The 22563-nt window shown below is 67.7% G+C and carries 23 protein-coding genes; 13 read left to right on the forward strand and 10 right to left on the reverse strand.

All coding sequences use genetic code 11. The features are described 5' to 3' along the window. The first annotated feature begins 169 nt into the window (after positions 1-169). Entirely contained in the window at positions 170-1213 is a 1044-nt protein-coding gene (locus F0Q34_RS02980) for a ribonucleotide-diphosphate reductase subunit beta (protein WP_149810633.1), read from the forward strand. A 79-nt stretch (positions 1214-1292) separates the two neighbouring features. On the opposite strand, the gene F0Q34_RS02985 is transcribed toward F0Q34_RS02980, so the two are convergent. The 6 genes from F0Q34_RS02985 to F0Q34_RS03010 form a co-directional block, all read right to left on the reverse strand. Next, on the reverse strand, positions 1293-2798 hold the full coding sequence (locus tag F0Q34_RS02985) for a glycosyl hydrolase (RefSeq protein WP_161600763.1): 1506 nt from the start codon (positions 2796-2798) through the stop codon (positions 1293-1295). A gap of 487 nt (positions 2799-3285) precedes the next feature. Continuing rightward, complete coding sequence (locus F0Q34_RS02990) at positions 3286-3477, reverse strand: hypothetical protein (RefSeq protein WP_149810635.1); 192 nt, start codon at positions 3475-3477, stop codon at positions 3286-3288. Between the two features lie 35 nt (positions 3478-3512). Beyond that, complete coding sequence (locus F0Q34_RS02995; protein WP_149810636.1) at positions 3513-3884, reverse strand: phage tail fiber protein; 372 nt, start codon at positions 3882-3884, stop codon at positions 3513-3515. A 33-nt stretch (positions 3885-3917) separates the two neighbouring features. Further along, on the reverse strand, positions 3918-5135 hold the full coding sequence (locus F0Q34_RS03000) for a phage head spike fiber domain-containing protein (protein WP_149810637.1): 1218 nt from the start codon (positions 5133-5135) through the stop codon (positions 3918-3920). Positions 5136-5137: 2 nt separating this feature from the next. Then, positions 5138-7588: a glycosyl hydrolase family 28-related protein gene (locus tag F0Q34_RS22125; protein WP_174241969.1), complete on the reverse strand. Its 2451-nt coding sequence runs from the start codon at positions 7586-7588 to the stop codon at positions 5138-5140. A gap of 39 nt (positions 7589-7627) precedes the next feature. Then, positions 7628-8281 carry a hypothetical protein gene (locus tag F0Q34_RS03010; RefSeq protein ID WP_149810638.1) on the reverse strand — a complete coding sequence of 218 codons (654 nt, stop codon included), beginning with the start codon at positions 8279-8281 and terminating at the stop codon, positions 7628-7630. A gap of 307 nt (positions 8282-8588) precedes the next feature. On the opposite strand from F0Q34_RS03010, the gene F0Q34_RS03015 reads away from it, so the two are divergent. The 11 genes from F0Q34_RS03015 to F0Q34_RS03065 all read left to right on the forward strand — a co-directional run bounded on the left by F0Q34_RS03015 (position 8589) and on the right by F0Q34_RS03065 (position 19171). After that, entirely contained in the window at positions 8589-9707 is a 1119-nt protein-coding gene (locus tag F0Q34_RS03015) for a polyamine ABC transporter substrate-binding protein (protein ID WP_149810639.1), read from the forward strand. A 5-nt stretch (positions 9708-9712) separates the two neighbouring features. Next, positions 9713-10765, forward strand: a complete 1053-nt coding sequence (locus tag F0Q34_RS03020) for an ABC transporter ATP-binding protein (RefSeq protein ID WP_206667942.1) — start codon at positions 9713-9715, stop codon at positions 10763-10765. Next, positions 10765-11604 (forward strand): ABC transporter permease, encoded by an 840-nt coding sequence (locus tag F0Q34_RS03025; RefSeq protein WP_149810640.1) that lies wholly within the window; start codon positions 10765-10767, stop codon positions 11602-11604. The genes F0Q34_RS03020 and F0Q34_RS03025 overlap by 1 nt, the downstream gene beginning before the upstream one ends. Beyond that, complete coding sequence (locus tag F0Q34_RS03030; RefSeq protein ID WP_149810641.1) at positions 11601-12410, forward strand: ABC transporter permease subunit; 810 nt, start codon at positions 11601-11603, stop codon at positions 12408-12410. Before F0Q34_RS03025 ends, F0Q34_RS03030 begins: the two co-directional genes overlap by 4 nt. A gap of 142 nt (positions 12411-12552) precedes the next feature. Further along, the gene (locus F0Q34_RS03035; RefSeq protein ID WP_149810642.1) at positions 12553-13368 is read left to right on the forward strand and encodes a DUF2189 domain-containing protein; all 816 of its coding nucleotides are present in this window, start codon (positions 12553-12555) and stop codon (positions 13366-13368) included. A 154-nt stretch (positions 13369-13522) separates the two neighbouring features. Continuing rightward, the gene (locus F0Q34_RS03040) at positions 13523-14725 is read left to right on the forward strand and encodes a pyridoxal phosphate-dependent aminotransferase (protein ID WP_149810643.1); all 1203 of its coding nucleotides are present in this window, start codon (positions 13523-13525) and stop codon (positions 14723-14725) included. Next, complete coding sequence (locus F0Q34_RS03045) at positions 14722-15204, forward strand: GNAT family N-acetyltransferase (protein WP_149810644.1); 483 nt, start codon at positions 14722-14724, stop codon at positions 15202-15204. Before F0Q34_RS03040 ends, F0Q34_RS03045 begins: the two co-directional genes overlap by 4 nt. An 81-nt stretch (positions 15205-15285) precedes the next feature. Continuing rightward, positions 15286-16068 (forward strand): M48 family metalloprotease, encoded by a 783-nt coding sequence (locus F0Q34_RS03050; protein ID WP_149810645.1) that lies wholly within the window; start codon positions 15286-15288, stop codon positions 16066-16068. A gap of 201 nt (positions 16069-16269) precedes the next feature. Then, the gene (locus tag F0Q34_RS03055; protein WP_149810646.1) at positions 16270-17469 is read left to right on the forward strand and encodes a pyridoxal phosphate-dependent aminotransferase; all 1200 of its coding nucleotides are present in this window, start codon (positions 16270-16272) and stop codon (positions 17467-17469) included. A gap of 77 nt (positions 17470-17546) precedes the next feature. Then, positions 17547-18539, forward strand: coding sequence for a GNAT family N-acetyltransferase (locus F0Q34_RS03060; RefSeq protein ID WP_149810647.1), 993 nt, complete (start codon positions 17547-17549; stop codon positions 18537-18539). A 236-nt stretch (positions 18540-18775) separates the two neighbouring features. Beyond that, entirely contained in the window at positions 18776-19171 is a 396-nt protein-coding gene (locus tag F0Q34_RS03065; RefSeq protein WP_241665291.1) for a DJ-1/PfpI family protein, read from the forward strand. A gap of 12 nt (positions 19172-19183) precedes the next feature. Here the strand turns inward: F0Q34_RS03065 and F0Q34_RS03070 are convergent, their stop codons facing one another. Continuing rightward, positions 19184-19513, reverse strand: coding sequence for a multidrug DMT transporter permease (locus F0Q34_RS03070; protein WP_149810649.1), 330 nt, complete (start codon positions 19511-19513; stop codon positions 19184-19186). A 145-nt stretch (positions 19514-19658) separates the two neighbouring features. On the opposite strand from F0Q34_RS03070, the gene F0Q34_RS03075 reads away from it, so the two are divergent. Continuing rightward, on the forward strand, positions 19659-19991 hold the full coding sequence (locus F0Q34_RS03075) for a hypothetical protein (RefSeq protein WP_149810650.1): 333 nt from the start codon (positions 19659-19661) through the stop codon (positions 19989-19991). Between the two features lie 13 nt (positions 19992-20004). Here F0Q34_RS03075 and F0Q34_RS03080 read toward each other — a convergent pair whose 3' ends face one another. The 3 genes from F0Q34_RS03080 to trxB all read right to left on the reverse strand — a co-directional run bounded on the left by F0Q34_RS03080 (position 20005) and on the right by trxB (position 22555). Continuing rightward, on the reverse strand, positions 20005-20277 hold the full coding sequence (locus F0Q34_RS03080; RefSeq protein ID WP_149810651.1) for a hypothetical protein: 273 nt from the start codon (positions 20275-20277) through the stop codon (positions 20005-20007). Between the two features lie 410 nt (positions 20278-20687). Further along, positions 20688-21581: a LysR family transcriptional regulator gene (locus tag F0Q34_RS03085; RefSeq protein WP_149810652.1), complete on the reverse strand. Its 894-nt coding sequence runs from the start codon at positions 21579-21581 to the stop codon at positions 20688-20690. Next, positions 21581-22555 (reverse strand): thioredoxin-disulfide reductase, encoded by a 975-nt coding sequence (gene trxB, locus F0Q34_RS03090; RefSeq protein WP_241665292.1) that lies wholly within the window; start codon positions 22553-22555, stop codon positions 21581-21583. The genes F0Q34_RS03085 and trxB overlap by 1 nt, the downstream gene beginning before the upstream one ends. Positions 22556-22563: the final 8 nt, after the last annotated feature.

Raw genomic sequence — 22563 nt, forward strand, 5'->3', positions numbered from 1 at the left:
CTGCCGCCTATAATCCAGCCCAGCCAGCCGCACCCGGCTTTCCCGTCAGGAACCGGGCGCGGGCCGCCTGAACAGGCCGATGGCCCATGATCAACCTCACGAACTGGCTCGGCAGCCGCCTTTCCGCCATGAGCGAGGCAGCGCCAGCAGCCGCCGGAGATCTTCCGTTATGTCCGACCAGCCCGAGAAGATGGACCTGCTGACGGCCGATCCGGTCTATAAGCCCTTCCGCTACCCTTGGGCCTATGACGCCTGGCTGACCCAGCAGCGTGTCCACTGGCTGCCGGAAGAGGTTCCGATGGCCGATGACGTGAAGGACTGGCAGAAGAACCTCACCGACGTCGAGCGCAACCTCATCACCCAGATCTTCCGCTTCTTCACGCAGGCGGATGTCGAGGTGAACTCGGCCTACATGAAGCACTATTCGCAGGTCTTCAAACCGACCGAAGTGCTGATGATGCTCTCGTCCTTCTCGAACATCGAGACCATCCACATCGCAGCCTATTCGCACCTGCTCGACACCATCGGCATGCCGGAGACGGAGTACCAGGCCTTCCTCAAATACAAGGAGATGAAGGACAAGTACGACTACATGCAGTCCTTCACCACCGAGAACAAGACGGAGATCGCCAAGACCCTGGCGGCCTTCGGCGCGTTCACCGAAGGCCTGCAGCTTTTCGCCTCCTTCGCCATCCTGCTGAACTTCCCGCGCTTCAACAAGATGAAGGGCATGGGGCAGATCGTGACCTGGTCGGTGCGCGACGAGACGTTGCACTGCCTTTCCGTCATCCGCCTGTTCCGCACCTTCATCCAGGAGAATCCGGAAATCTGGACGGAACAGTTCCGCCGCGACCTGACGGAGATCTGCACCACCATCGTCGAGCACGAGGACGCCTTCATCGACCTCGCCTTCGAGCTGGGCGGCGTGCAGGGCATGACGCCGGAGGACATCAAGCAGTATATCCGCTTCATCGCCGACCGCCGCCTGCAGCAGCTGGGCCTGGAGCCGCATTACGGCATCGAGAAGAACCCGCTGCCCTGGCTGGACGAGATCCTGAACGCGGTGGAGCACATGAACTTCTTCGAGGGCCGCGCCACGGAATATTCCAAGGCCAGCACCCAGGGCACCTGGGAGGAGGCATGGGCGTCGTCGATCGGCGAGAACTGGACCGCCGATCAAAGCGAAAGCTTCAACGGACCGATGAAGATCTGACGCCGGAACCGACAGGCCCGTCCTTCCCGCAAGGGAGGGACGGGCCTCGCCAGGCATCAGGTCAGGGATGCCGCCCCCTTCAGCCCCAGCTGTAATCGCTGCTGGACAGGGAGGTGGTGCCGGCGATCGTCACCTTGGTGACCGAGCCATCGGCGGCACGCAGCGACCATACATCACCTTCCTGGCTGAGATAGGTGCCGTCGCCGAAGCCCTTGAAGTTGATCTTGTCGCCTTCGCCGCGGCGGAAATCCGTGACGCGGTCATGGCCCATGCCCTTGCCGATGACAAAGAGGTCGGCCCCGGCACCACCCGTCAGCACGTCATTGCCGCCCATGCCGTTCAGCACATTGGCGCCGCTGTTGCCGATGATGATGTTGGCGAGGCCGTTGCCCGTGCCGTTCGACCAGCCACTGCCGTAGAAGGTCAGGTTCTCGACATGATCGGGCAGGGTATAGCTGCCGATCCAGGTCTGCACCGTGTCCGTGCCGGCTCCGGCCTTCTCCACCACGCGGTCGCTGCTGGAGAAGATGTTGTATGTGTCGTCCCCCGCGCCGCCCTGCATGATGTCGCCGCCGCCATTCGACTGATACCAGTCATTGCCGCTGGTGCCGGTCCAGTTGTCGCGGCCGCTGCCGCCCCAGGATTGCTTGGTCCAGCCGGCGGACGCCTTCGCGCCACCCGTGCCGATGCTTGGCAACTCCACCGGGTCGCTATTATTGCCGGAGCCGCCATTCGAGGGGGGCGTGCTTGCATCCCGGAAAACCGACTTGTAGGCAGAGCCGGTGTTCGGATCGCTGCCATCCGACAGGCGGCCGGGATAGGCGGCGTCGGAATCCCAGTAGGATTGATAGACGACGTTGTGGCTTTCGAACCAGTCATGCGCCGCCTTGATGAAGCCGGACGCGTTGTTCCCCTGGGCGCCCCATTCGGAATAGGCGGTGGGCTTGCCATGCGCCTTGGCGAAGTTCTCCAGCCAGTTCAGGCCATATTTCTGGTCCCTGACATGGGCGAAGGCCTTGGCTGAATCCCAGTTCTGCCATTGGGGATTGAAATAGAAATCCATGCCGATGATGTCGACGTACTTGTCACCGGGATACGCCTTGGCCGGGTCCATGCCGCCATAGGCTTCGTTGACGTTCCACTCGAATTTGAAGCGGCTGGATACAGAGCGGAAGGCGTCCACGAACTCGCGGAACGCACCGATGAAGGCATCTTCCCTGCCCTCGGCGGACCAGCGGAACCAGTCGCCGTTGAACTCCCATCCGGTGCGGACGTAGATGTCGCCGGTGGGATTGTTGCTGTAATCTAGAAGGTTTTCGGCAACCTGCTTGTAGTACTTGTTGTAGTCGCCATTGGCGGCGGAATAAAGATTTGCCCCATTCACGATCAGCGGCACGGACCAGAACACCTCACGGCCGGTTGGCTTCCAGAGCGTGTCCACAGACCATTGAGAGCTTGAAACGAAATCGGTCCAGTTGGCACTGCCGATCACGCCATGCACGCCGTCCACATCCCGGCCAAGCCATTTTTCGAACTGGCGAACGTGCTGGGCGCTGTTGTCAACATAGACCCCGAGAAGAGCCATTTTTGCTTCCTGTGCGTCGGGCACAGGATCTTCCATTCCTTGCCGCGCAGGACGACAAGGTCGGGAAGATCCGGTGCGAGTTGCGCGAGGTTCGCTGGCGAAGTGGCCGCCCGCCATGCGCTCGGAACAGGAACTGCCTAGCTTGAGGCTCACGAAAACGCGAGCACTTATTTCCGCGAAATCGAGGAGCCCGCAAGCTCTAAATCAACCCTTTGGAAAAAGAGCAGCGCTGGACGGGAAGATTTCGGAGTGTTTCAGGAAAAAGATTTCCGAGAAAAGAACGGCGCGAAAGTTTTTCTGAAATTCCCCTAGAAAATTTCAACCATAAGTTACGTATGATTCAGTGCTGATGGTGATGCCCGACCAGGATTTTCCCCGGCCTGCTCCTCCAGGCGCATATGCTTTCCTGGCATCGACACCCTGGGAGCCCGAGGCGTCGCCGGCACAGTCAGCGAAGCGACGGCTCCCAGGGATGTGCTCAAGCGCTTCAGGCGCCAGGTTCACCAAAACGGCTGCCCTTCCGGAGCGCTTCCCAGATCCCGAGGAGCGCGATCGCCAGGTTGGGGATGGCGGCTTGCAGCTCGGCCGAAAGCGTGATGCCGAACAAGGCGGTGAGCAGCAGGAACAATCCCCGCCAGGTGCTGGGCTGGGCAAGTTGAGCGCGGATCCAGGGTTCCATCAGGGTCCTCCAGCGTGGGGAAAGGAAGAAGGCGCTCATTCGCCGGTGACGGCGAAGGCTTCGGCGGGAATGGTCACGGTGCCGGGGCCGGTGATGGCGGCACTCTGGGCAAGCAGCCCATAGGCCAGCGCATTGCCGCCGGACAGCGCGTCATAAAGGCCCACATGGTTCAGCGTGCCCGCCGCGGCATTGAACACGAACCGCACCACCTCCGTGTTGCGCTGGCCGCCATTGCCGGTGAAGCTGATGCGCTGGCGGGCATAGCCATTGCCAACGGGCTCGCCGGTGATGCCCGTGTTTCCGCCCCCGGTTCCCAATGCCACATAGAGCGTTGTCGGCAGGGAAGGATTGCGGCCGCAAAGGGCACGCGCGAGCAGGTTCCGGCCGTAATCGGTCAGGATGGGCATGATGCTGTTGTCCTTTGAAAGGCGTTGTTCGCGTCAGCCTGCTGCGGTGAGGGCTTGCAGGCTGGCATCGGGAAGACGCGCCGCGCTGTAGTCGAGTGCTGCGATCTCGCCATTGGCGGCGCGGTTCAGGGCGGCGGAGGCATGGCCCACCAGAAGCCGCGTCAGGCTGGAAGAAGGGCCGCCAGCCACCGATCGTACGATGCCCCCGTCGAGGCAGAGGGCCATCCCATCCGGCGACCAGGCAAGCGCGGCCCGGAATGCCGTGCCGGGCGCCACGGTTCCGCCCGCCACCATGCCCAGATCGGTTCCGCTTCCCACCAGCCGGGCCTGGATGGTGTTGCCGCCCGCGGCATTGGCCAGCACAAGGCGGTTCTGGTCGCCGCCATCGTCCAGTTGCAGCAATCCTTGCTCCGCATTGGGCGGGGCCGGCTGCGGCAGCATGGCATGGAGGATCAGCGTGCCCGATGGCGCCCAGGGCAGGGCAGGAGCCCAGACCGGCCGGTCGGCCGTGCGGAGCGCGGCGATCCGTGCCTCCGCCGCGGGGAGGATTGGCGATGTGGCCGAGAAGCCGGCTTCCAGTTGCGGTGCCGCCAGCCGCAGCGTGATGTCGAAGCTGCCGCTGGATTGTGCGCGAAGCCGGCTGGCCAGCGCGGCGGCCCCGCCCGAATAGGTCCAGGCATGGGCGCTGCGCTGCTGCCCCAGCGGGGCGTTCAGCGGCATCAGCGCCAGGGAGCTTTGCACGTTTCCCCCGGCGATGAGGTTGTTCTGCAGCAGCAGATTGGAAAGGCTGCCTCCTGTCAGCCGCAGAAAGAAGCTGGAAACATAGGTCTGCCCCGATGTCACCAGCGGCATGCTGCCGCCCTCGAAGCGCAGCGCGAAGGTCGAGGAGCCGACAAAGCGCAGTTCCACGAAGGGCAGGCCATCCTCGGTGCCGGTTCCGATGACATGGATCGTCGGAACGGTGCCGTCGATCTGCCAATAGGCCGGCAGCCTGGTAATGCCGCTGCCGATCGACGCGCCTTCGCCACGCGGGTTGCGGACAAGGTTGGTCCGCGCATCCTCCACCAGCAGCCGGTTCGGGCCGCCCTGGAAGCGTGGCGTGTTCGCCGCCGCATCGGCGAACATGCCCGACGGCCCTTGCACCAGCGCCGCGCCGTCGCGGAGATGCTGCAGGCGATCGGCATAGCCCGGCCCCACGATGCGCAGTGCCTGGCCCGACCCGGCGAGGCCAGGCAGGGAAGGAACCATCATGCTCAGGGGGCTCCGCCACCCGCCAGATGGCAGATCTTCGTTGTGCCACCATCCGGCGAATAAACCATCAGCGTCGCGACGCCACCGGCCCGGATCCTGGTGAAGCCGTCGCTGCTGGTGGGGGCGGTGTTGGAGGTGAAGCCCGACAAGGCCATGCTCAGATCGGCGCCCGTCCGGTTGATCACCGTGCAGGAAAAGCCGTCCAGCGTGCTGGCCCAGGCAAGGTTGAGCGCGGTGCCGGGATTGGCGAGCAGGACGCGGTTGTTGTGCGCCGCGTGGCTGATCGTGGTGGCGCCGGAAAGCGGCAACGTGGCCAGGCGACGGTCGGTGAACTGGCTGTCCACATACTGCTTCGGCGCCGCCTGCAGGCCTGTTGCCGGATTGCCCGGCAGAAGCAGGGGGCCGGACAGCGTGACCGTGCCATTCGCGGCCAGGCGGAAACGCTCCGCGATGCTGCCGCCGGAGCGCGTTTCCAGCACCACCGCGCCGGCCTCCGATCCGGCGGCGACATTCTCCGCCAGCGTCACCAGCCGGGCGTAAACCTGCTCGGTTCCGCCGCTGTTGTTGCCGGTGCTTTCCAGCACCCCGATGCGGTCACTGCCGGCCGGCGTGGCCGAGAGGCGGCGCAGGCGGACCGTTTGCGGGGCGGTCATGCCGCTGCCGCCGAAGGTGAAGCCGGCATTCGGATTGCCGGTGTCGCCGGCGAAGACGCAGTCCGCCCCGCTGATGGTGAAGCTGGCGGCGCTGTTGTTGCTGGTGTTGAACAGCTTCACCTGACCGCCGAGCGTGGCGCTGCGGCGATGGATGTTGACCGCGCCATCGGTGTCGGCGGACAGCCGGGTCTCGATGGCCGCGGCGGAGGACACCGACGCCAGCTCCACGCGCCCGGCCGCGATGCGCTGCGTGCCGGCGGTCCCCGTCATGCGGTTGCCGAGCAATTGCAGCTTCTGCATCGCCGCCGCATTGTCGGCGGTGAAGGTGACAGCCGTGGTGTCGCAGCCGGCCACGATCAGGTTGCCGGCGCCGCTGCCCAGATGGATGGCGCTGATGGTGACATTGCCGGTTCCCGGCGCCCCCGTGAAGTCGCAGCCGATCAGCGAAAGCTGCCCGCCCAGCACTTCCGCGATGCGGCGCCCGCCGCCGGTGACATTGACGCCGATTACCTCGTGCTGCTCGGAGCCGGTGGTGTTGACTTGGATGGAGCAGGCCTTGGAGGACAGGAAGCCGCCGACCCACTTGGTGCGCAGGGCCGTGCCGGCGATGCGGATGCCCAGCGGGACCGGGTCGGCCATGTCCACCCAGCCATCGGCCCCGATGTTGAAGAAGGAGCAGGAATGCACGGCATCCTGCACGTCGAAGCCGATGTCGTGGCCGTACTCGAAGCAGTTCTCGAAGGAGGCCATGTCGCAATCGGCAACCACATAGGCGCTGCCGAGGCGCCGGTTGGCATTGACATACACCATGCCGCCCGAAGTCCAGCCGGCCGCGTAGCTGGAGCCGATCAGGTCGAACTTCGTGCTGTCCACCATGGCGATGGTCCAGCGGCCATACAGGCCCGAGGCGCCGGAATTGCGTACCTCCGCGATGTTCACCATGTCGCCGCTGACCAGGCCATGCGCCGTCGCCGTGGTGATGCGGACCTGCCCCGCGCCATTGCTGGCGACGGCCGAGATCAGCAGCCGGGTATTGGACCAGGAGCGCGAGGTGGTGACAAGCGGATGGAAGTTCACCTCGCTGATGCGCGACACGTCGTAGGACCGGCTGAGATGGATGCCGTTGGTGCAGTCGCCCAGCACATCGGCGACGCGGAGCCGCGCATTCCCCTCGCTGTAGATGCCCCAGTTGAAGCCCAGGATCAGCAGCCTCGTCAGCATCGCGTCGGCGCCATTGCCATCCGTGTTGCCGCTGCCGCCATCTCCAACGGTGATGGCGGTGCCGGCGAAGGCGGCGGCCGCGTCGAGGCCCTGGCGCAGCGTCGCCGGGCTGGTCAATCCCTCGCGCAGGAGGGCGATGCCGGAAACGCCGGCATTGCGGCGCACCCGCACGGTGCGCGCCGGGTTCAGCAGCAGCGCGTACCGGACACCCGAATAGTCGCCATTCTTGCGCCAGCCGCCCGGGCCGGGGCGTCCTTGCAGGAACACGCCATCCTTCACGTCCAGTTCCGACGCGGCGACGCGGTAGCGGCGCGGGCCCAGCTGCACAGTGCCGCCCCCTTGCGCCGCAGCGGCGTTCAGCGCCGCCTGGATGGCCGCGGCATCGTCGGTGATGCCGTCGCCCACCGCTCCGAAGTCGCGCACATGCAGGGCACGCTCGGTCAGGATGCCGGCGCGCAACTGCGCCACGGTGGCGCGCCGCGTCTCGGCCAATGCCAGGCTGCCCTGAACGAGCGGCGTCGAGTCATTGTCGTTCAGCGCCGTGACGGCGGGGAGTTCGCTGATTTTCTTGTCAGACATGGGAAGTCCTCAGGGGGGCGTGGCGGCGGCAGGCGCGGGTCAGAGCAGGATGTCGCCTCCCTGCTCGGCGGTGATGGAGGCGCCGGTTTCCGTCAGCAGCGCGAAAGGCTCGGTGACCACAAAGGAAGCGGAGGTTTGCGCCGCCAGGGGCTCGGCCGCGTCGGCCACGCGGATGCGGTAGCCGGAGCCTGGCGCCGGGGCGGTGAAGGTCGCGGAAGCGCCGCCCGCCGCGACCGCGACCGGCAGCGGGCCGGCGACCACCGCGCCGGCGGCGTTGAGGATGCTGAAGATCAGCGTGGCCACGGGGCCACTGGCGGTGGCGCCGATGGCGAATTGGCGGCCGACATAGAGCCCGGTCGGGACGGGGCCCAGCGCCACGCTGCGGGTCACCGCCGCCACGGGCGGGATGTCGAAGGAGAAGCCCAGGGCGGCGTAGCCGTTCAGGCGCAGGGGCGGCGCCGAGGCATCCAGCACAAGGCCATTCCCGACAGCCGCATTGCTGCGCACCGGCAGGAAGTTCATCGAATCGGCCGCTTGCACGATCAGCATGTGGCCTGCCTGCAGGCGGTCGGCGACGCTGTTGAAATAGCCGCCGGCCAGCACCCCGGCGCGTGTGTCCGTGGTCACGTAGAGCCAGAGCGTGAAGCTGCCGGTGCTGCTCAGCGCCGAAAGCCCACGGGGGTCGAAGGGCATGCGCGTCTCCTGAATGGTGCAAGGGCGGCGATCCCGTTCCCGGCAGCGCGCCTTGGCGGAGCGTCGCGCAAGCGCAGCGATCCGGCCGCAGGAGGGGGGCTGCGTGCCGGCTGGGGTGGGCGCCGTGATGGTCGAAATGGCGCGGACGCAGTTCGCCCGCTGACAGAAACAGGAATTAAAGGATCGAGGGGCACCCTGTCAAGGACAAAAATCCTATTGCCACTGTAACCGTGGACCGGCGCGGCAAGCTCTTCTAGCCTGCGCCGCTTCTCCGCCGCCCTCCCTCTGGTCCGATGGAATCGCCGCCATGCTCCGACGCCTGCTTGCCGCCACGTTGTGCGCCGCTGCCTTGCTGCCGATCGCCCTTTCGGCCTCGCCTCCGGCCCGGGCGCAGCAGGCTGTCACGCTCAATGTCTACAACTGGTCCGACTACATCGACCCCGGGGCGGTGGAGCGCTTCCAGCAGGAAACCGGAATCCAGGTCCGCTATGACGTGTTCGACAGCCTGGAAACCCTGGAAGGCAAGTTGTCGGCCGGGCGCTCGGGCTATGATGTCATCGTTCCCACCAGCGAGCCGACCTTTGCCCGGCTGATCCGCGCGGGGGCGCTGCGGCCGCTCGACCGCGCCGGCATCCCCAACTGGAAGAACCAGGATGCGACGCTGCTGGAGCGGGTGGCAAGCAGCGACCCCGGCAACAGGTTCGGGGCCATCTATCTGTATGGCTCGGTGGGGCTTGGCATCCGCCCGGACAAGGTGCGCGCGGTGCTGCCCGATGCGTCGCTCGACAGCCTCGATCTCCTGATGAAGCCGGAGAATGCCAGGGCGCTGGCCGGCTGCGGCATCGCGGTGATGGATTCCGCGATCGACGTGCTGCCGAGCGTGCTGCGCTGGCTGGGGCGCGATCCGAACAGCACCGACACCGGCGACCTGCGCGCGGCCGAGCAGGCGCTGCTGGCGATCCGCCCGCATGTGCGCGCCATCACCGCCAGCGGCAGCATCCTGGATGCGCTGGCCACCGGCGAGTATTGCGTCGCCATGACCTATTCGGGCGATGCGATCCAGGCCAGGGCACGCGCGACCGAGGCTGGGCGCGGCGTCGAGGTCGCCTATGTCCAGCCAAAGGAAGGCGCGCAGCTCTGGTTCGACATGCTGGCCATTCCCGCCGACGCGCCAAATCCGGAAGCGGCCCAGCGCTTCATCGATTTCCTGCTGCGGCCGGACGTCATGGCGGGCATCACCAACGAGGTCCGCTATCCCAACGCCGTTCCCGCCGCGACCCCGCTGGTGGAGGAGGCGGTGCGCGGCGATCCCAACGTGTATCCGACGCCGGAGATGCTCAGCCGGTCCTTCACCGCCGAGGTGCTGTCGCCGCAGGCGGAGCGCGCCCGCAGCCGACTGTGGAACCGCTTCAAGGCCGGGCGCTGACGGCCTTGGCGCTGCTGTCCCTGCGGGGCCTCACGAAGCGCTTCGGCGAGACGATGGCGCTTGACCGGCTCGACCTCGACGTCGCGCCGGGCGAGTTCCTGACGCTGCTGGGCGGTTCCGGCTCCGGCAAGTCCACGCTGCTGCGGGTGGTTGCGGGCTTCGAGGCGGCCGATGCCGGCGCCGTCCTGCTGGATGGGCAGGAGATTGGCGCGGTTCCGCCGCATGCCCGCCCGCTGAACATGATGTTCCAGTCCTATGCGCTGTTTCCGCATCTCTCGGTGGCGGGCAACGTGGCCTATGGCCTGAAGCGGGATGGCGTGCCACGCGGCGAGCGTGATCGCCGCGTGGCGGAGGTGCTGGCCCTGGTCGGGCTGGAAGGCTTCGGGCGCCGCCTGCCATACCGCCTGTCCGGCGGCCAGAAGCAGCGCGTCGCCCTGGCGCGCGCCCTGGTGAAGCGCCCGCGCCTGCTGCTGCTGGATGAGCCGCTGGGCGCGCTGGATGCCAATCTGCGCGAGCGGACCGGCTTCGAGCTGCGCGCCGTGCAGCGGGAAACCGGCGCCGCCTTCATCATGGTCACCCACGACCAGAACGAGGCGCTGGCCCTGGCCGATCGCGTCGCCGTGCTGGAAGGCGGGCGGCTGGTGCAGTCCGGCCCGCCGCGCGCCGTGTATGAGCGGCCGGCGACCCGCTTCGTGGCCGGCTTCCTCGGGGCCGCCAATGTGCTCGAAGGCGGGCCGGACGGGGCAGGGGGGTTCGGCTGCCCCGCTTTGCCCGCCACGCTGCGCCCCGGGACGCCCGTTGAAGCGGGCACCACCGCCTGCGCCCTGCGGCCCGAGCGCATCGCGCTGCTTCCCGCGCCGTCCCAGGGCCCCAACACGGCGCGGGGCGTGGTGGAGGAGGTGGCCTTCCGGGGCGATGACAGCCTGCTGCTGGTGCGCACCCCGGGCGGCGCCCTGCTGCGGGTCGGCCATGCCGAGGAGGATGGCGCGCCGCCGCCGCGCGGCAGCATGGTTCATCTGGGGTGGGAGGCGGCGTCGGTGGTGCCGCTTCTCGGCTGATGCGGCGGCTGCCCTTGATCCTGCCGGCGCTGTGGCTCGGCCTGCTGGTGGCGATGCCGCTGCTGGTGGTTCTGGTCCTGTCCCTGTCCTTCCCCGCGGAGGGCATTCCGCCTTTCTCCCTGCCCAACTGCGCCGAGGGTGTGAACACCGAATCCTTCACCCTGCTGCTGGAGGACCCGTTCTACCGGGATGCCTTTCTGGGCGCGCTCGCCGTGGCCGGCGGCACCGGGCTGCTTTGCCTGATGCTGGCCTTTCCCATGGCGCTGGGCCTTGCGCGCGCGGCGCCGTCCTGGCGGCCGTTGCTGCTGGCGCTGGTGCTGCTGCCCTTCTGGACCGGCTTCCTGCCGCGGCTCGGCGCCTGGATCGGCCTGTTGCGGGACGAGGGATGGATCAATGGGTTGTTGCAATCGCTCGGGCTGATCGAGGCGCCGCTGCCGCTGCTGTATTCCTGGCCGGCATTGTTCCTCGGCATGGTGCATGCCTACCTGCCCTTCGCCGTGTTGCCGCTTTACGCCAGCCTGTCGCGCATCGATCCGGTGCTGGAGGAGGCGGCGGCGGATCTGGGCGCCACCGGTCCTGTGGCCTTCCTGACCGTGACCCTGCCCCTGGCCCTGCCGGGCGCGGCGGCGGCGTTCCTGCTGGTGTTCATCCCGGCGGCAGGGGAATACGTGATCCCTGAATTGCTGGGGCCGCCCTCGGCGCAGCTGGTCGGCCGCGTGCTGTGGGGAGAGTTCTTCCAGAACCGGGACTGGCCGGTGGCGGCGGCGCTGGCCGTGGTGCTGCTGATCCTGCTGATCCTGCCGATCCGGCTGTTCCAGCGGCTGGAGGCCCGGCGATGAAGCGGCTCCCCATGGCCGCGCTGGGCCTGGTGCTGGGGCTGCTGTTCCTGTGGCTGCCGGTGCTGCTGCTGGCTGCCTATGCCTTCAGCGATGCCCGGATTCCCTTCCAGTGGGGCGGCTTTTCCCTGCGCTGGTTCGCCGCCTTGGCGGGAAATGCCCGGTTGATCGAGGCCGCCTGGCTGTCCCTGCGGGTGGCCTGCGGCGCGGCGACGCTGGCGGTGCTGCTGGGCGGCGCCGTGGGGTGGGTTCTGGCGCGGCATGGCCCGTTCCGGGGCCGTGCCCTGTTCGGCGCCCTGGCCGGCACGCCGCTGGTGCTTCCCGACGTTGTCACGGGCCTGTCGCTGCTGCTGTTCTTCGTGATGCTGGAATCGCTGACTGGCTGGCCGGCGGAACGCGGCGCCACCACCATCCTGCTTGCCCATGCGACGATCGGCGCCGCCTATGTCGCGGTGCTGGTCCAGGCGCGCCTGTCCGAGCTGGCGCCGGAGCTGGAGGATGCGGCGCGCGACCTCGGCGCGGCGCCGCCCGTCGCCTTCGCCACCGTCACCCTGCCGCTGCTGGCGCCGAGCCTGGTGGCCGGCTGGCTGCTTGCCTTCACCCTGTCGGTGGATGACGTTGTGGTGGCCAGCTTTGTTTCGGGCCCCGCTGGAACCACCCTGCCGATGGTGGTGTTTTCCATGCTGCGCCTCGGCCTGACGCCGGAGGTCAACGCGCTTGCCGTGGTGGTGCTGTCGGCGGCGGGATCGCTGCTGGCTTTGGCCATGCTGGCGCTGCGGCTGTCGCAAAGCCGGGGCAGGCCGCCCTAAACATCCGGCGGTGCTTGCAACGCCGCCGCCACAACCCAGATCGAGCCTTGTGGACGACCCGCCAGCGGTCGCTTCCGGCGCCATCGGGCCTTCCGCGCCAATGCGAAGCCTGCGGGACAAGCCCGCCGGCATGGGAGGACACATGATGGAATCCACCTGGACCCTGCGGCGCGCGACACCCTCGGAGGAGCCCCGCATCTGCCGCATCACCATTGCCGATGTGCCGGATGCGCTGCGGCTCGGGTGGCGTGACTTCCAGGCCAACCCGACCCAGCTGATCTTTCTGGCCATCCTGTATCCGGTGGTGGGGCTGGTGGCCGCCCGGGCCATGTCCGGGGGGCGGGTGATGCCGTTGGTCTGGCCCCTGGCTTCCGGCTTCGCGCTGGTTGGGCCCATCGCCGCGCTCGGCATCTACGAGCTGAGCCGGCGCCACGAACGCGGCCTGGACGTATCCTGGCGGCATGCCCTGGACGTGCGGCACAATCCCGCGCTTGGCTCCATCCTGCTGCTGGGGCTGATGCTGCTGGCGATCTTTGCCGCCTGGCTGATGATGGCCGAACAGATCTACCAGGCCACGGTCGGCACCTTGCCCTCCCGACCCGCCGACCTGGCAGGCCTGCTGCGCACCGTCTTCTCGACGCCGGAGGGATGGTGGCTGCTGCTGCTCGGCAATGGCGTCGGCTTCCTGTTCGCGGCGCTGGTGCTGTGCCTGACCGTGGTGTCCTTTCCCCTGCTGCTGGACCGCGGTGCTGAGGGCCGCGCCATCGATGCGGGCACGGCGCTGCGCGCCTCGCTGCGGGCGGTTGTGGCCAATCCGGTGCCGATGGCGTTGTGGGGGGTGATGGTCGCCGGCCTGCTGGCGCTGGGCAGCCTGCCGCTGTTCGTCGGCCTCGCCGTGGTGCTCCCGGTGCTGGGCCATGCCACATGGCATCTCTACCGGAAGGTGGTGGTGCGGTAGCAACCGGAAAGATGTGTGGCAGGGCCCGGGTGAATCCTGGCGCCAAGCGCCTGGGGGAGGGACGGCAGGCGCGGAAGGGCCACCACGGGTTGCCCCGGTGGCCCTGACAGGGCTACGGTCCGGCGCATTTTTTGTTCCGGACCCGTCCTGCACCATGAACCTGATCGCCGAGCGGCTCGACCGCGTTTCGCCCTCCCAGACCATCGCCATCACGTCCAAGGCGCGCGCCATGAAGGCCGCGGGCAAGGACGTGATCAGCCTTTCGGCGGGCGAGCCGGATTTCGACACGCCCGACAACATCAAGCAGGCGGCCGTGAAGGCCATCATGGCCGGCGAAACGCGCTACACCGACGTTTCCGGCACCCGCGCCCTGCGCGAGGCGGCGGCCAATTACTTCCGGCGCGAGCACGGCCTCGACTACGCGGTGGAGCAGATCGTCGTTTCCACCGGCGGCAAGCAGGTGATCTTCAATGCCATGCTGGCCACCATCAATGCCGGGGATGAGGTGATCATTCCCGCTCCCTGCTGGGTGTCCTATCCAGACATCGTGTCCCTTGCGGATGGCAAGCCGGTGATCGTCCCGGCCGGCCCGAACCAGGGCTTCAAGATGACGCCCGAGCAGCTTGAGGCGGCGATCACGCCCAAGACCAAGTGGCTGATGCTGAACAACCCTTCCAACCCGACCGGCGCCGCCTACACGGCCGAGGAGCTGAAGGCGCTGGCCGCCGTGCTGCTGCGCCACCCGCAGATCTGGGTGTTCACCGACGACATCTACGAGCAGCTGGTTTATGGTGGCTTCAAGGCCTCGACCATCGCGGCGGTGGAGCCGCGGCTGAAGGACCGCACCATCACCATGAATGGCTGCTCCAAGGCCTGGGCGATGACGGGCTGGCGCATCGGCTTCGCCGGGGCGCCGCTCCAGCTCGCCAAGGCGATGGACAAGCTGCAGAGCCAGTCCACCTCCAACACCTCCTCCGTCAGCCAGGCGGCGGCGGTGGAGGCGCTGAACGGCCCGCAGGACAGCGTGGCGGCCATGCGCGTGGTTTATCAGCGCCGCCGCGACCTCGTGGTGGGCATGCTGAACGAAGCCCAGGGGCTGCATTGCCCGACGCCGGATGGCGCCTTCTACGTCTTCCCCTCGGTCTCCGGTTGCATCGGCAAGACCAGCCAGGGCGGCACGAAGATCGTTGATGACGAGACCTTCGTCTCCGCGCTGCTGGAGGAGGAGGGCGTTGCCGCCGTGCATGGAGCGGCCTTCATGTTCCCTGGCCATTTTCGCATCTCCTACGCCACCTCGGACGAGCTGCTGACCGAGGCCTGCGCCCGTATCCAGCGCTTCTGCGCCGGCCTGAAGTGACCTCGGCGGAAGGGCCGCCGCCCTTCCGCTTCCGCCCCGCGACGGAGGCGGATTTCGAGGCATTGCTCGACCTGTCGGTCCGCGCCCTGCGGGCCGATCTGGAACGGCTGGGCCGGTTCGATCCGGCCCGGCGGCGCGCCAACATGCGCAAGGCCTTCGAAACCGGCGACCTCCGGATCATCGAATGCAATGGCGTTCTTGCCGGCTGCATCGGCGCGCGGCGGCAGCCGGACCACCTGCATGTCTTCGCCTTCTATATCGAGCCGGCCCGGCAGGGCGGCGGCCTTGGTGGCGCGGTGCTGCGCGCCCTGCTGGCCGAAGCGCCGGACCTGCCGGCGCGGCTCGAAACGCTGCGCGAAAGCCGCGCCGCGCGTTTCTATGAGCGGCACGGCTTCCGGCGCACCGGCGAGGAGGGGGTGGACTGGCTCTACAGCCTGCCGCCACGGACCGCCGGGGAAGGGCGGGAAGCCCCGCCCTGAACCGGGCATCGCCGCGAAACCCCTTGCATCCTCGCCAAAGCTCGGGTGTTTGGGCCAAGGATTGCGGGAGTTTCATCGACCATGCGCCTTGCCACCTCCGCCTTGATGCTGCTGCCGCTGCTGGCCTGCGCCGACCCGGCCTATCAGGGGCCGGCCTTCACGCCGGCGCAGCAATCCGCGGCCATGGCCGAGATTTCCGGCGGCCAGGCTCCGGTGCGCCGCGCGATGACGGATGAACAGGCCCAGCAGGCGATCGCCCGTGTCGCACGCCGCCTGGCGCCGGCCGGCACCAGCGCCTGCCAGGAGCTTCGCCGCACCTGCAACTGGCGCTTCATCTATGATCCGAGCCAGGAGCTGAACGCCGCCGCCACCGGGGAAGGCGACATCATTATCCAGCGCGGCGTCGCGGAATATGCCCGCAACGACGACGAGATGGCCTTCGTGATCGCGCATGAGATGGCGCACCACGCGGCCAACCATGTGCAGAACACCACCACCCGGGCGCAGATCGGCGGCGTGCTGGCCGGCGTGCTGGCCTCGCTGGCCGGTGCTTATGCGGGGGTGTCGCCGGATGGGCTGGTGCAGGGCGCGGCGGGGATCGGCTCGCAGCTGGCGGTGATCTCCTACAGCAAGGCGCAGGAGCGCGAGGCGGATGCCATCGGCGCGACCATCATGCACCGCGCCGGCTACGACGTGGCGCAGGGCCGCAGCATGCTGCTGGCCCTGGCGCGGCTGTCGGGTCGCCTTGAAACCTCGCTGCTCTCGACCCATCCGGCCGGGCCGGATCGCGTGGCGTCCTTCGATGCGGCGGTGGCCGACATGAAAAGGGCCAATTGGCGGCTGGGCGCCGCGCCGGGGGGCTGAGGCCGAGACCAGACGCGGGGCCCCGTCTCGGCCGCGGCGGGCTGGTGCCGGATCAGGCATGTATGGCGTGGGCGCAGGCAGCAGCATGGTGGCGGCATGGGCCGTACCGATGGCGGGACCGGAGCGGCGCGGCCTTGGCGAGGCCCGGCTTCGCTTCTAGGCTTGCGGCCTCAGCCTCGCTGCTCGGAGAATTCTGCCGTTATGCCCGCCCTTGCCGGTCGCCTGAAGGATATCGCCGTTTCCGCCTCCGTCGTCATGGGCGCCCGCGCCCGTGAACTGGCGGCCGAAGGCAAGAAGGTCATCAGCCTCGCCGCCGGCGAGCCGGACTTCGACACCCCCGTCCATGCCATCGAGGCGGCGTATCAGGCCGCCCTGCGGGGCGATACGAAATATCCCCCGACCGACGGCACCCGCGCGCTGAAGCAGGCGGTGCAGAAGAAGTTCAAGCGCGACAACAACCTCGACTATGCGCTGGACGAGATCCTGGTGGCCAATGGCGGCAAGCAGATCATCATGGATGCGCTGCTCGCGACCTGCGACCCTGGCGACGAGGTGCTGATCCCGGCGCCCTTCTGGGTCAGCTACGCCGACATGGCGAAGCTTGCCACCGCCACGCCGACCTTCGTGAACTGCCCGCAGAACAACGGCTTCAAGCTGCGGCCGGAGGACCTGGACGCCGCGATCACGCCGAAGACCAAGTGGCTGTTCCTGAACTTCCCGTCCAACCCGACCGGCGCCGCCTGTTCCCGCGCGGAGATGGCGGCCATCGCCGCCGTGATGCTGAAGCACCCACATGTCTGGATCCTGACGGACGACATGTATGAGCACCTCGTCTATGATGGCGAGTTCTGCACCATCGCCGAGGTCGAGCCGCGCCTGAAGGACCGCGTGCTGACGGTGAACGGCGCCTCCAAGACCTATGCCATGACCGGCTGGCGCGTCGGCTTCGCCGGCGGGCCGAAGCCGCTGATCAAGGCGATGGCCAACATGCAGGGCCAGCTCACCAGCGGCATCAGCACCATCAGCCAGGCCGCTGCCGTCGCCGCGCTGGAAGGGCCGCAGGAGCTGCTCGCCGAGCGTGCCGCCATCTACCGCCAGCGCCGCGACCTCGTGGTTTCCATGCTGTGCGAGGCTCCGGGCCTCACCTGCCACAAGCCGGAAGGCGCCTTCTACGTTTATCCCAACATCGCCGCCTGCCTGGGCAAGACCAGCAAGGCCGGCCGGAAGATCGAGACCGATACCGACTTCGCGCTGGCCCTGCTGGATGAGAAGCTGGTAGCCACCGTGCAGGGTGCGGCCTATGGCATGAGCCCCTATATCCGCATCTCCTACGCCACCGACACGGAAAGCCTGCGCGAAGCCTGCAGCCGGATCCAGGAGTTCTGCCGCGAGCTGAGCTGAGGCAATCACGCTCCGCCACGATGAGGGCCGGCGGCACCTTCCGCCGGCCCGACCTGAAGGATTGCTTGAACACTGCCATGACCATGATCCGCCCGGGCCGCGACGATGATGCGGCCGATTTTATCCGCCTGATCGGTGACGCCTGGTCGGAATTTCCCAACTGCATCCTGGACGTGGATGGCGAGGTGCCGGAACTGCGCGCCCTGGCCAGCCATTTCCGGAAGGCGGGTGGCGCGGTGTGGGTGGCCGAGGAAAACGGCCACGCCATCGGCATGGTGGCGACCCGCCCGCTCGGCTCCGACCGCGCCTGGGAAATCAACAAGATGTATGTCGAGAAGACGCAGCGTGGCACCGGCCTCGCGCATCGTCTGCTCGGCGGCGCCGAATCCCATGCGCGGGAGCAGGGTGCCGAACGGCTGGTGCTGTGGACCGATACCCGTTTCGAGGCGGCGCATCGCTTCTACGAGAAGCGCGGCTATGTGCGGGCGGGCTCGATCCGCATCCTCGACGACCTCTCGAAATCGCTGGAATTCCGCTACGCCAAGCCGGCGCGTGGCCTGGTGGTGGAAGCTGCCGATGCTGCCGCCGCGGCCAGCGCGGAGCGTAGCCTGGCCGAGATCCTGGTGGCCTGCGTCGCCGATGGGGGCTCGCTGGACCATCGGCACCCGCTGTCGCTGGATGCGGCACGCGCCCTGTGGCGCAAGGTTTCGGCCGATGTAGCCATGGGCACCCGCCTGCTGCTGATCGCATGGCAGGAGGGGCGCATGGCCGGCACGGTGCAGCTCGACCTCGCCACGCCGGAAACCGAACCCCACCGCGCCGTTTTGCGGCAATTGCTGGTGCATCCGGATTTCCGCCGCGCCGGGGTGGGACGGGCCCTGGTGCAGCGGGCGGAACAGGCGGCGCGTGGCATTGGCCGTTCCCTCCTGACGCTGGATTGCCGCGCGGGGGAGGCGGCGGAGCGCCTGTTCGGGGGGCTGGGCTGGGTGCAGGCCGGGCGCATTCCTGGTTTCGGCCGCGACGCCGCCGGCCAGCCGGCGGATCAGATCCTGCTTTACCGCGTCCTGTAGTACCGGCCGCCCGCGACAACCTGGACGCCGCCCTCCGCGTTCCCCAGGTCTGAAAAGGCAGGGAAACCGGATGATGGCCACGCTTCTCCAGGCCCGCATTCTGGTTCTTGCCACCGATGGCTTCACCCGGCCGGAGCTGCTGGACCAGTTGCGCGGCCAGGGCGTCTCGCCGCGCCTGTGGGAACCTGCCTGCCCAGGGCGCTTCTGCCCTGGCAGGAGGCGCCGGGTCCAGGCCGGTGGAGCGACCCCGTTCGGTGGATTGCGCCTTTGATGAGGTCAGCGAGGCCAGCTATGACGCGCTGGTCCTGCCAGGCGGGCTGCGGAGCCCCGACCGGCTGCGCAGTGAGCCGCGCGTGCTGGCCCTGGCCCGTGACTTCATCGCGCGGCGCAAGACGGTGGCGGCATGGGACCATGCCGGCTGGATTCTGGTGGATGCCGGCCTGGCAACCGGCCGCCGCATGACCTCCTGCGCCGCCATCCGCACCGATCTGCAGAATGCGGGTGCCATCTGGCTGGACGTGCCTCTGGTGCAGGACCAGGGCGTGGTCACGGCCGATTCGCGCCACGGCCTGGAGGGATTGGTGCAATTGCTGGTCCGCATGTCCTGTGACGTGGTGCAGGGCCGGGCCTGACCCGCCGGAGCTTCAGCCGGCCAGGATGGTGTACACGCCGAACCCCACCCCAAGCGCGGAAAGGGCCATCGAGAGGCCCGGCCAGACAGGCCGGGGGCCGCGGCTGGCCAGCAGCACGTTGAACAGCAGCGACAGCACGAAGGCCATCACCACCGCCATCAGCGGCCGCTGATAGGCCCCCCAGACCAGCAATCCGATCCAGAGAAAGAAGGCCAGCTTTGCCAGCAGCTTCCAGACCGTGTCGGCAGCCTCCGAGGCAGGCCGCAACTCGGGCACGGTGGAACGGCTGTGGATGAAGGCGCCGCCGGACAGCAGCAGCATGGCGGGAAGATACAGGTCCATGCTTCTGCCGGTAGCCTCCGCTGTCCGGCTTGCCAAGCCGCAACTGTTTCCTTCCAGCCCATCGACAGCGCCGCCGCCATGGGTAGTGTCGAGCCGGAATGGGGGCGTGCCCGGAATTGGGGCCGCAATGGCAAGGAGTGATGACATGGGGCGTGGCCGATCCAAGGGGGCCGTCAGGCAAGCCCGGCTGGCAGCGGATCCTGGTCGCGAGATTTCGCGTCTGCGGCAGGAGCTGGAGGAAGCGCGCACATTGCTGAAGCAGGTCGAGCTGAACCGCAGCGAGGCCGGCAGTCTGGTGCTGGCCAAGCGCCTGGCCACGCTGGAAGAGGAGCGCCAGGTGGCGCGAGGGCTTGCTGTGGAGGCGACGCTGGCGCGGTCCAAGGCGGAAGCCGAGCTGCGGCGCCTGCAGGACGCCATTGAAAGGGCGCCGGGTTGGCAAGGATGGCTGCTGCGGCGGGCGAAGCGTCGCCTGAGCTGAGGCGAAAGGCGCTTCAGCCGGCTGGCTGAACCAGCCGGCCCAGCAAAGATGGCTCTTTCCCGCCGGGCGAAATGGCGGCGCGGGTCTGGCAGATCCGGTATGCAATCTTCGCCGCGCCGCTTCCGTCCGTCATGGCATTCCCTTGCGGGCGGAAGCTGGTTTCCCGCTCCAGGGTGGCGCAATGCGGTTCATCGGGCTCCAGCAGGGCCGGTGCAAGCAGGCCGCTGGTCATCCAGAAGCACAACAGAAAGCCGGCGAAACCAAGGATCAGCTTCAGGTCACGCATAGCCATTCCCTTCCTGGGATGGGGGAGAGCCGCCCTCGGGGGAGGGGAGTGGCTCCTGCGGAAGCATAATCCAGAAGAAGCAACCAAGTTGTTAAGGTTGAAGAAAATTCCTCAGAAGCGCGCAAACATTGAGGAAAATATCTGTTTTGCTTTTTATGAGGCTTTGCCTCTCACACAGGGCGAGCCTGACAAACTAGGAACCGCCAGTTGCCAAAAAAAGAAAGCCCGCTAACCCAGAGGGCTGGCGGGCCAAGTGATACAGGGAGGCTTCACGTCTGGGAGACGTAGGGTCAGGGACCCTGTCCGACAAAACTTTCGGATGACCAGACCGTAACCTCCTGCCGCCCATGCGCGAAGATTGATTATCGCGCTGCACCCATGCACAAAACACATGATGAATTGGTCATTTTTCAGCTTCCAAGGCTTGTCAGTTCGGTAACCAGGAAGTCGCGGAACACACCGACACGTTTCGAGTTCCGCATCTCCTCCGGATACACGAAATACGCGTCGATCCGCGGCGCCTTGTAATCCTGCAGCACTGGAACAAGGTCATCCAGCTGGTCGCCCATGTAGTCCGGCAGGGCGGCGAGGCCGAGGCCTGAGCGCACGGCATGCAGCATCGCCGGCAGCGAATTCACCTCCACCGCCGCGCGGCGGGGGCTGCCGGGCCGGCGCCCGGCCTCAAGCAGCCAGTTGATGCTTTCCACTGGCGGGCGGTAGTCGCCATAAACGATCAGGCGATGGGCATCGAGGTCCTCCGGCCGCTGCGGGATGCCCGCCTGCTTCAGGTAGTCGGCATGGCCCACGACCTTCCAGCCGAAGGTTGCCACATGGCGCTGGATCAGGTCCGGCTGCTTCGGCGGGTGCATGCGAATCGCCACATCCGCCTCGCGCATCGCCAGGTCGAGATCGGCATCGTCCAGCAGCATGGTGATGGTGACGTCGGGATTGAGCGCCATGAACTTGCGCAGCCTCGGCGCCAGCCAAGTGGCCCCGAAGCCGGTGGTGGTGGTCACCTTGAGGCGGCCCGCCGCGCGCTCCCGGCTTTCCGTCAGCAGCGCCTCGGTCATGGCGAGCTTGGCGAACACTTCCCGCACCGTGCGGTTCAGGGTTTCCCCCTGTTCCGTCAGGATCAGGCCACGCGCATGGCGGTGGAACAGGGGAACCGCCAGCGCCTCCTCCAGCGCCTGGATCTGGCGGGACACGGCGGATTGGCTGAGGTTCAGCGACTCCCCCGCATGGGTAAAGGAGCCGGCCTCGGCGACGGCATGGAAAACCCTGAGCTTGTCCCAGTCGAGCGGCATCAGGCGGCCTCGGCCGCTTGCTCGTCCTCGCTGAGGGCGAGGAATTTCTCGGCTTCCAGCGCCGCCATGCAGCCCGTGCCGGCGGCGGTCACCGCCTGCCGGTAGGTGCGGTCCTGCACGTCGCCGGCGGCGAAAACGCCTTCCCGGCTGGTGCGCGTCGAGTCAGGCGCTGTCACCAGATAGCCCTCCGCATCCATGTCGAGTTGTCCGTGGAACAGGCCGGTCGCGGGCGCGTGGCCGATGGCGACGAAGACGCCGTCCACCGGCAGTTCCCGCGCCTCGCCGGTTTTGCGGTCCCGCAGGAGCAGGGCACGCGCGACGGGGGTGCGGCCACCGGTCTCGGCCAGCACTTCCTCCGTCACCGTGTCCCACAGCACCGTCACGTTCGGCTTGGCGAAAAGCCGCTTCTGCAGGATGCGCTCGGCGCGCAGCGAGTCGCGGCGGTGGATCAGCGTGACGTGCCTCGCGAGGTTGGCGAGGTAAAGCGCCTCCTCCACCGCGGAATTGCCGCCGCCGATCACCGCCACATCCTTGCCGCGGTAGAAGAAGCCATCGCAGGTGGCGCAGGCGGAAACCCCGAAGCCGGAAAGTTCCTTCTCCCCCGGGATGCCAAGCCATTTGGCCTGGGCGCCAGTCGCGATCACCAGGGCGTCCGCCACATAGGTGTCGCCGGAATCGCCGGTTGCGCGGAAAGGACGCTGGCCGAGGTCCACGGCGGTGATCAGGTCATACTGGATGCGCGCGCCGACATGCTCGGCCTGCTCGCGCATCTGTTCCATCAGCCAGGGGCCCTGGATTGGCTGGGCGAAGCCTGGGAAGTTCTCGACCTCGGTGGTGATGGTGAGCTGCCCGCCCGGCTGCATTCCGGCGACCACCAGCGGCTCCAGCCCGGCGCGGGCGGCGTAGATGGCGGCCGTGTACCCGGCGGGGCCGGCACCAAGGATCAGCAGGCGGGTACGATGGGTCTCGGGCAAGGCTCTGG

Source organism: Teichococcus oryzae, from assembly GCF_008386565.1.
In the GTDB taxonomy this organism is placed as follows: domain Bacteria; phylum Pseudomonadota; class Alphaproteobacteria; order Acetobacterales; family Acetobacteraceae; genus Pseudoroseomonas; species Pseudoroseomonas oryzae.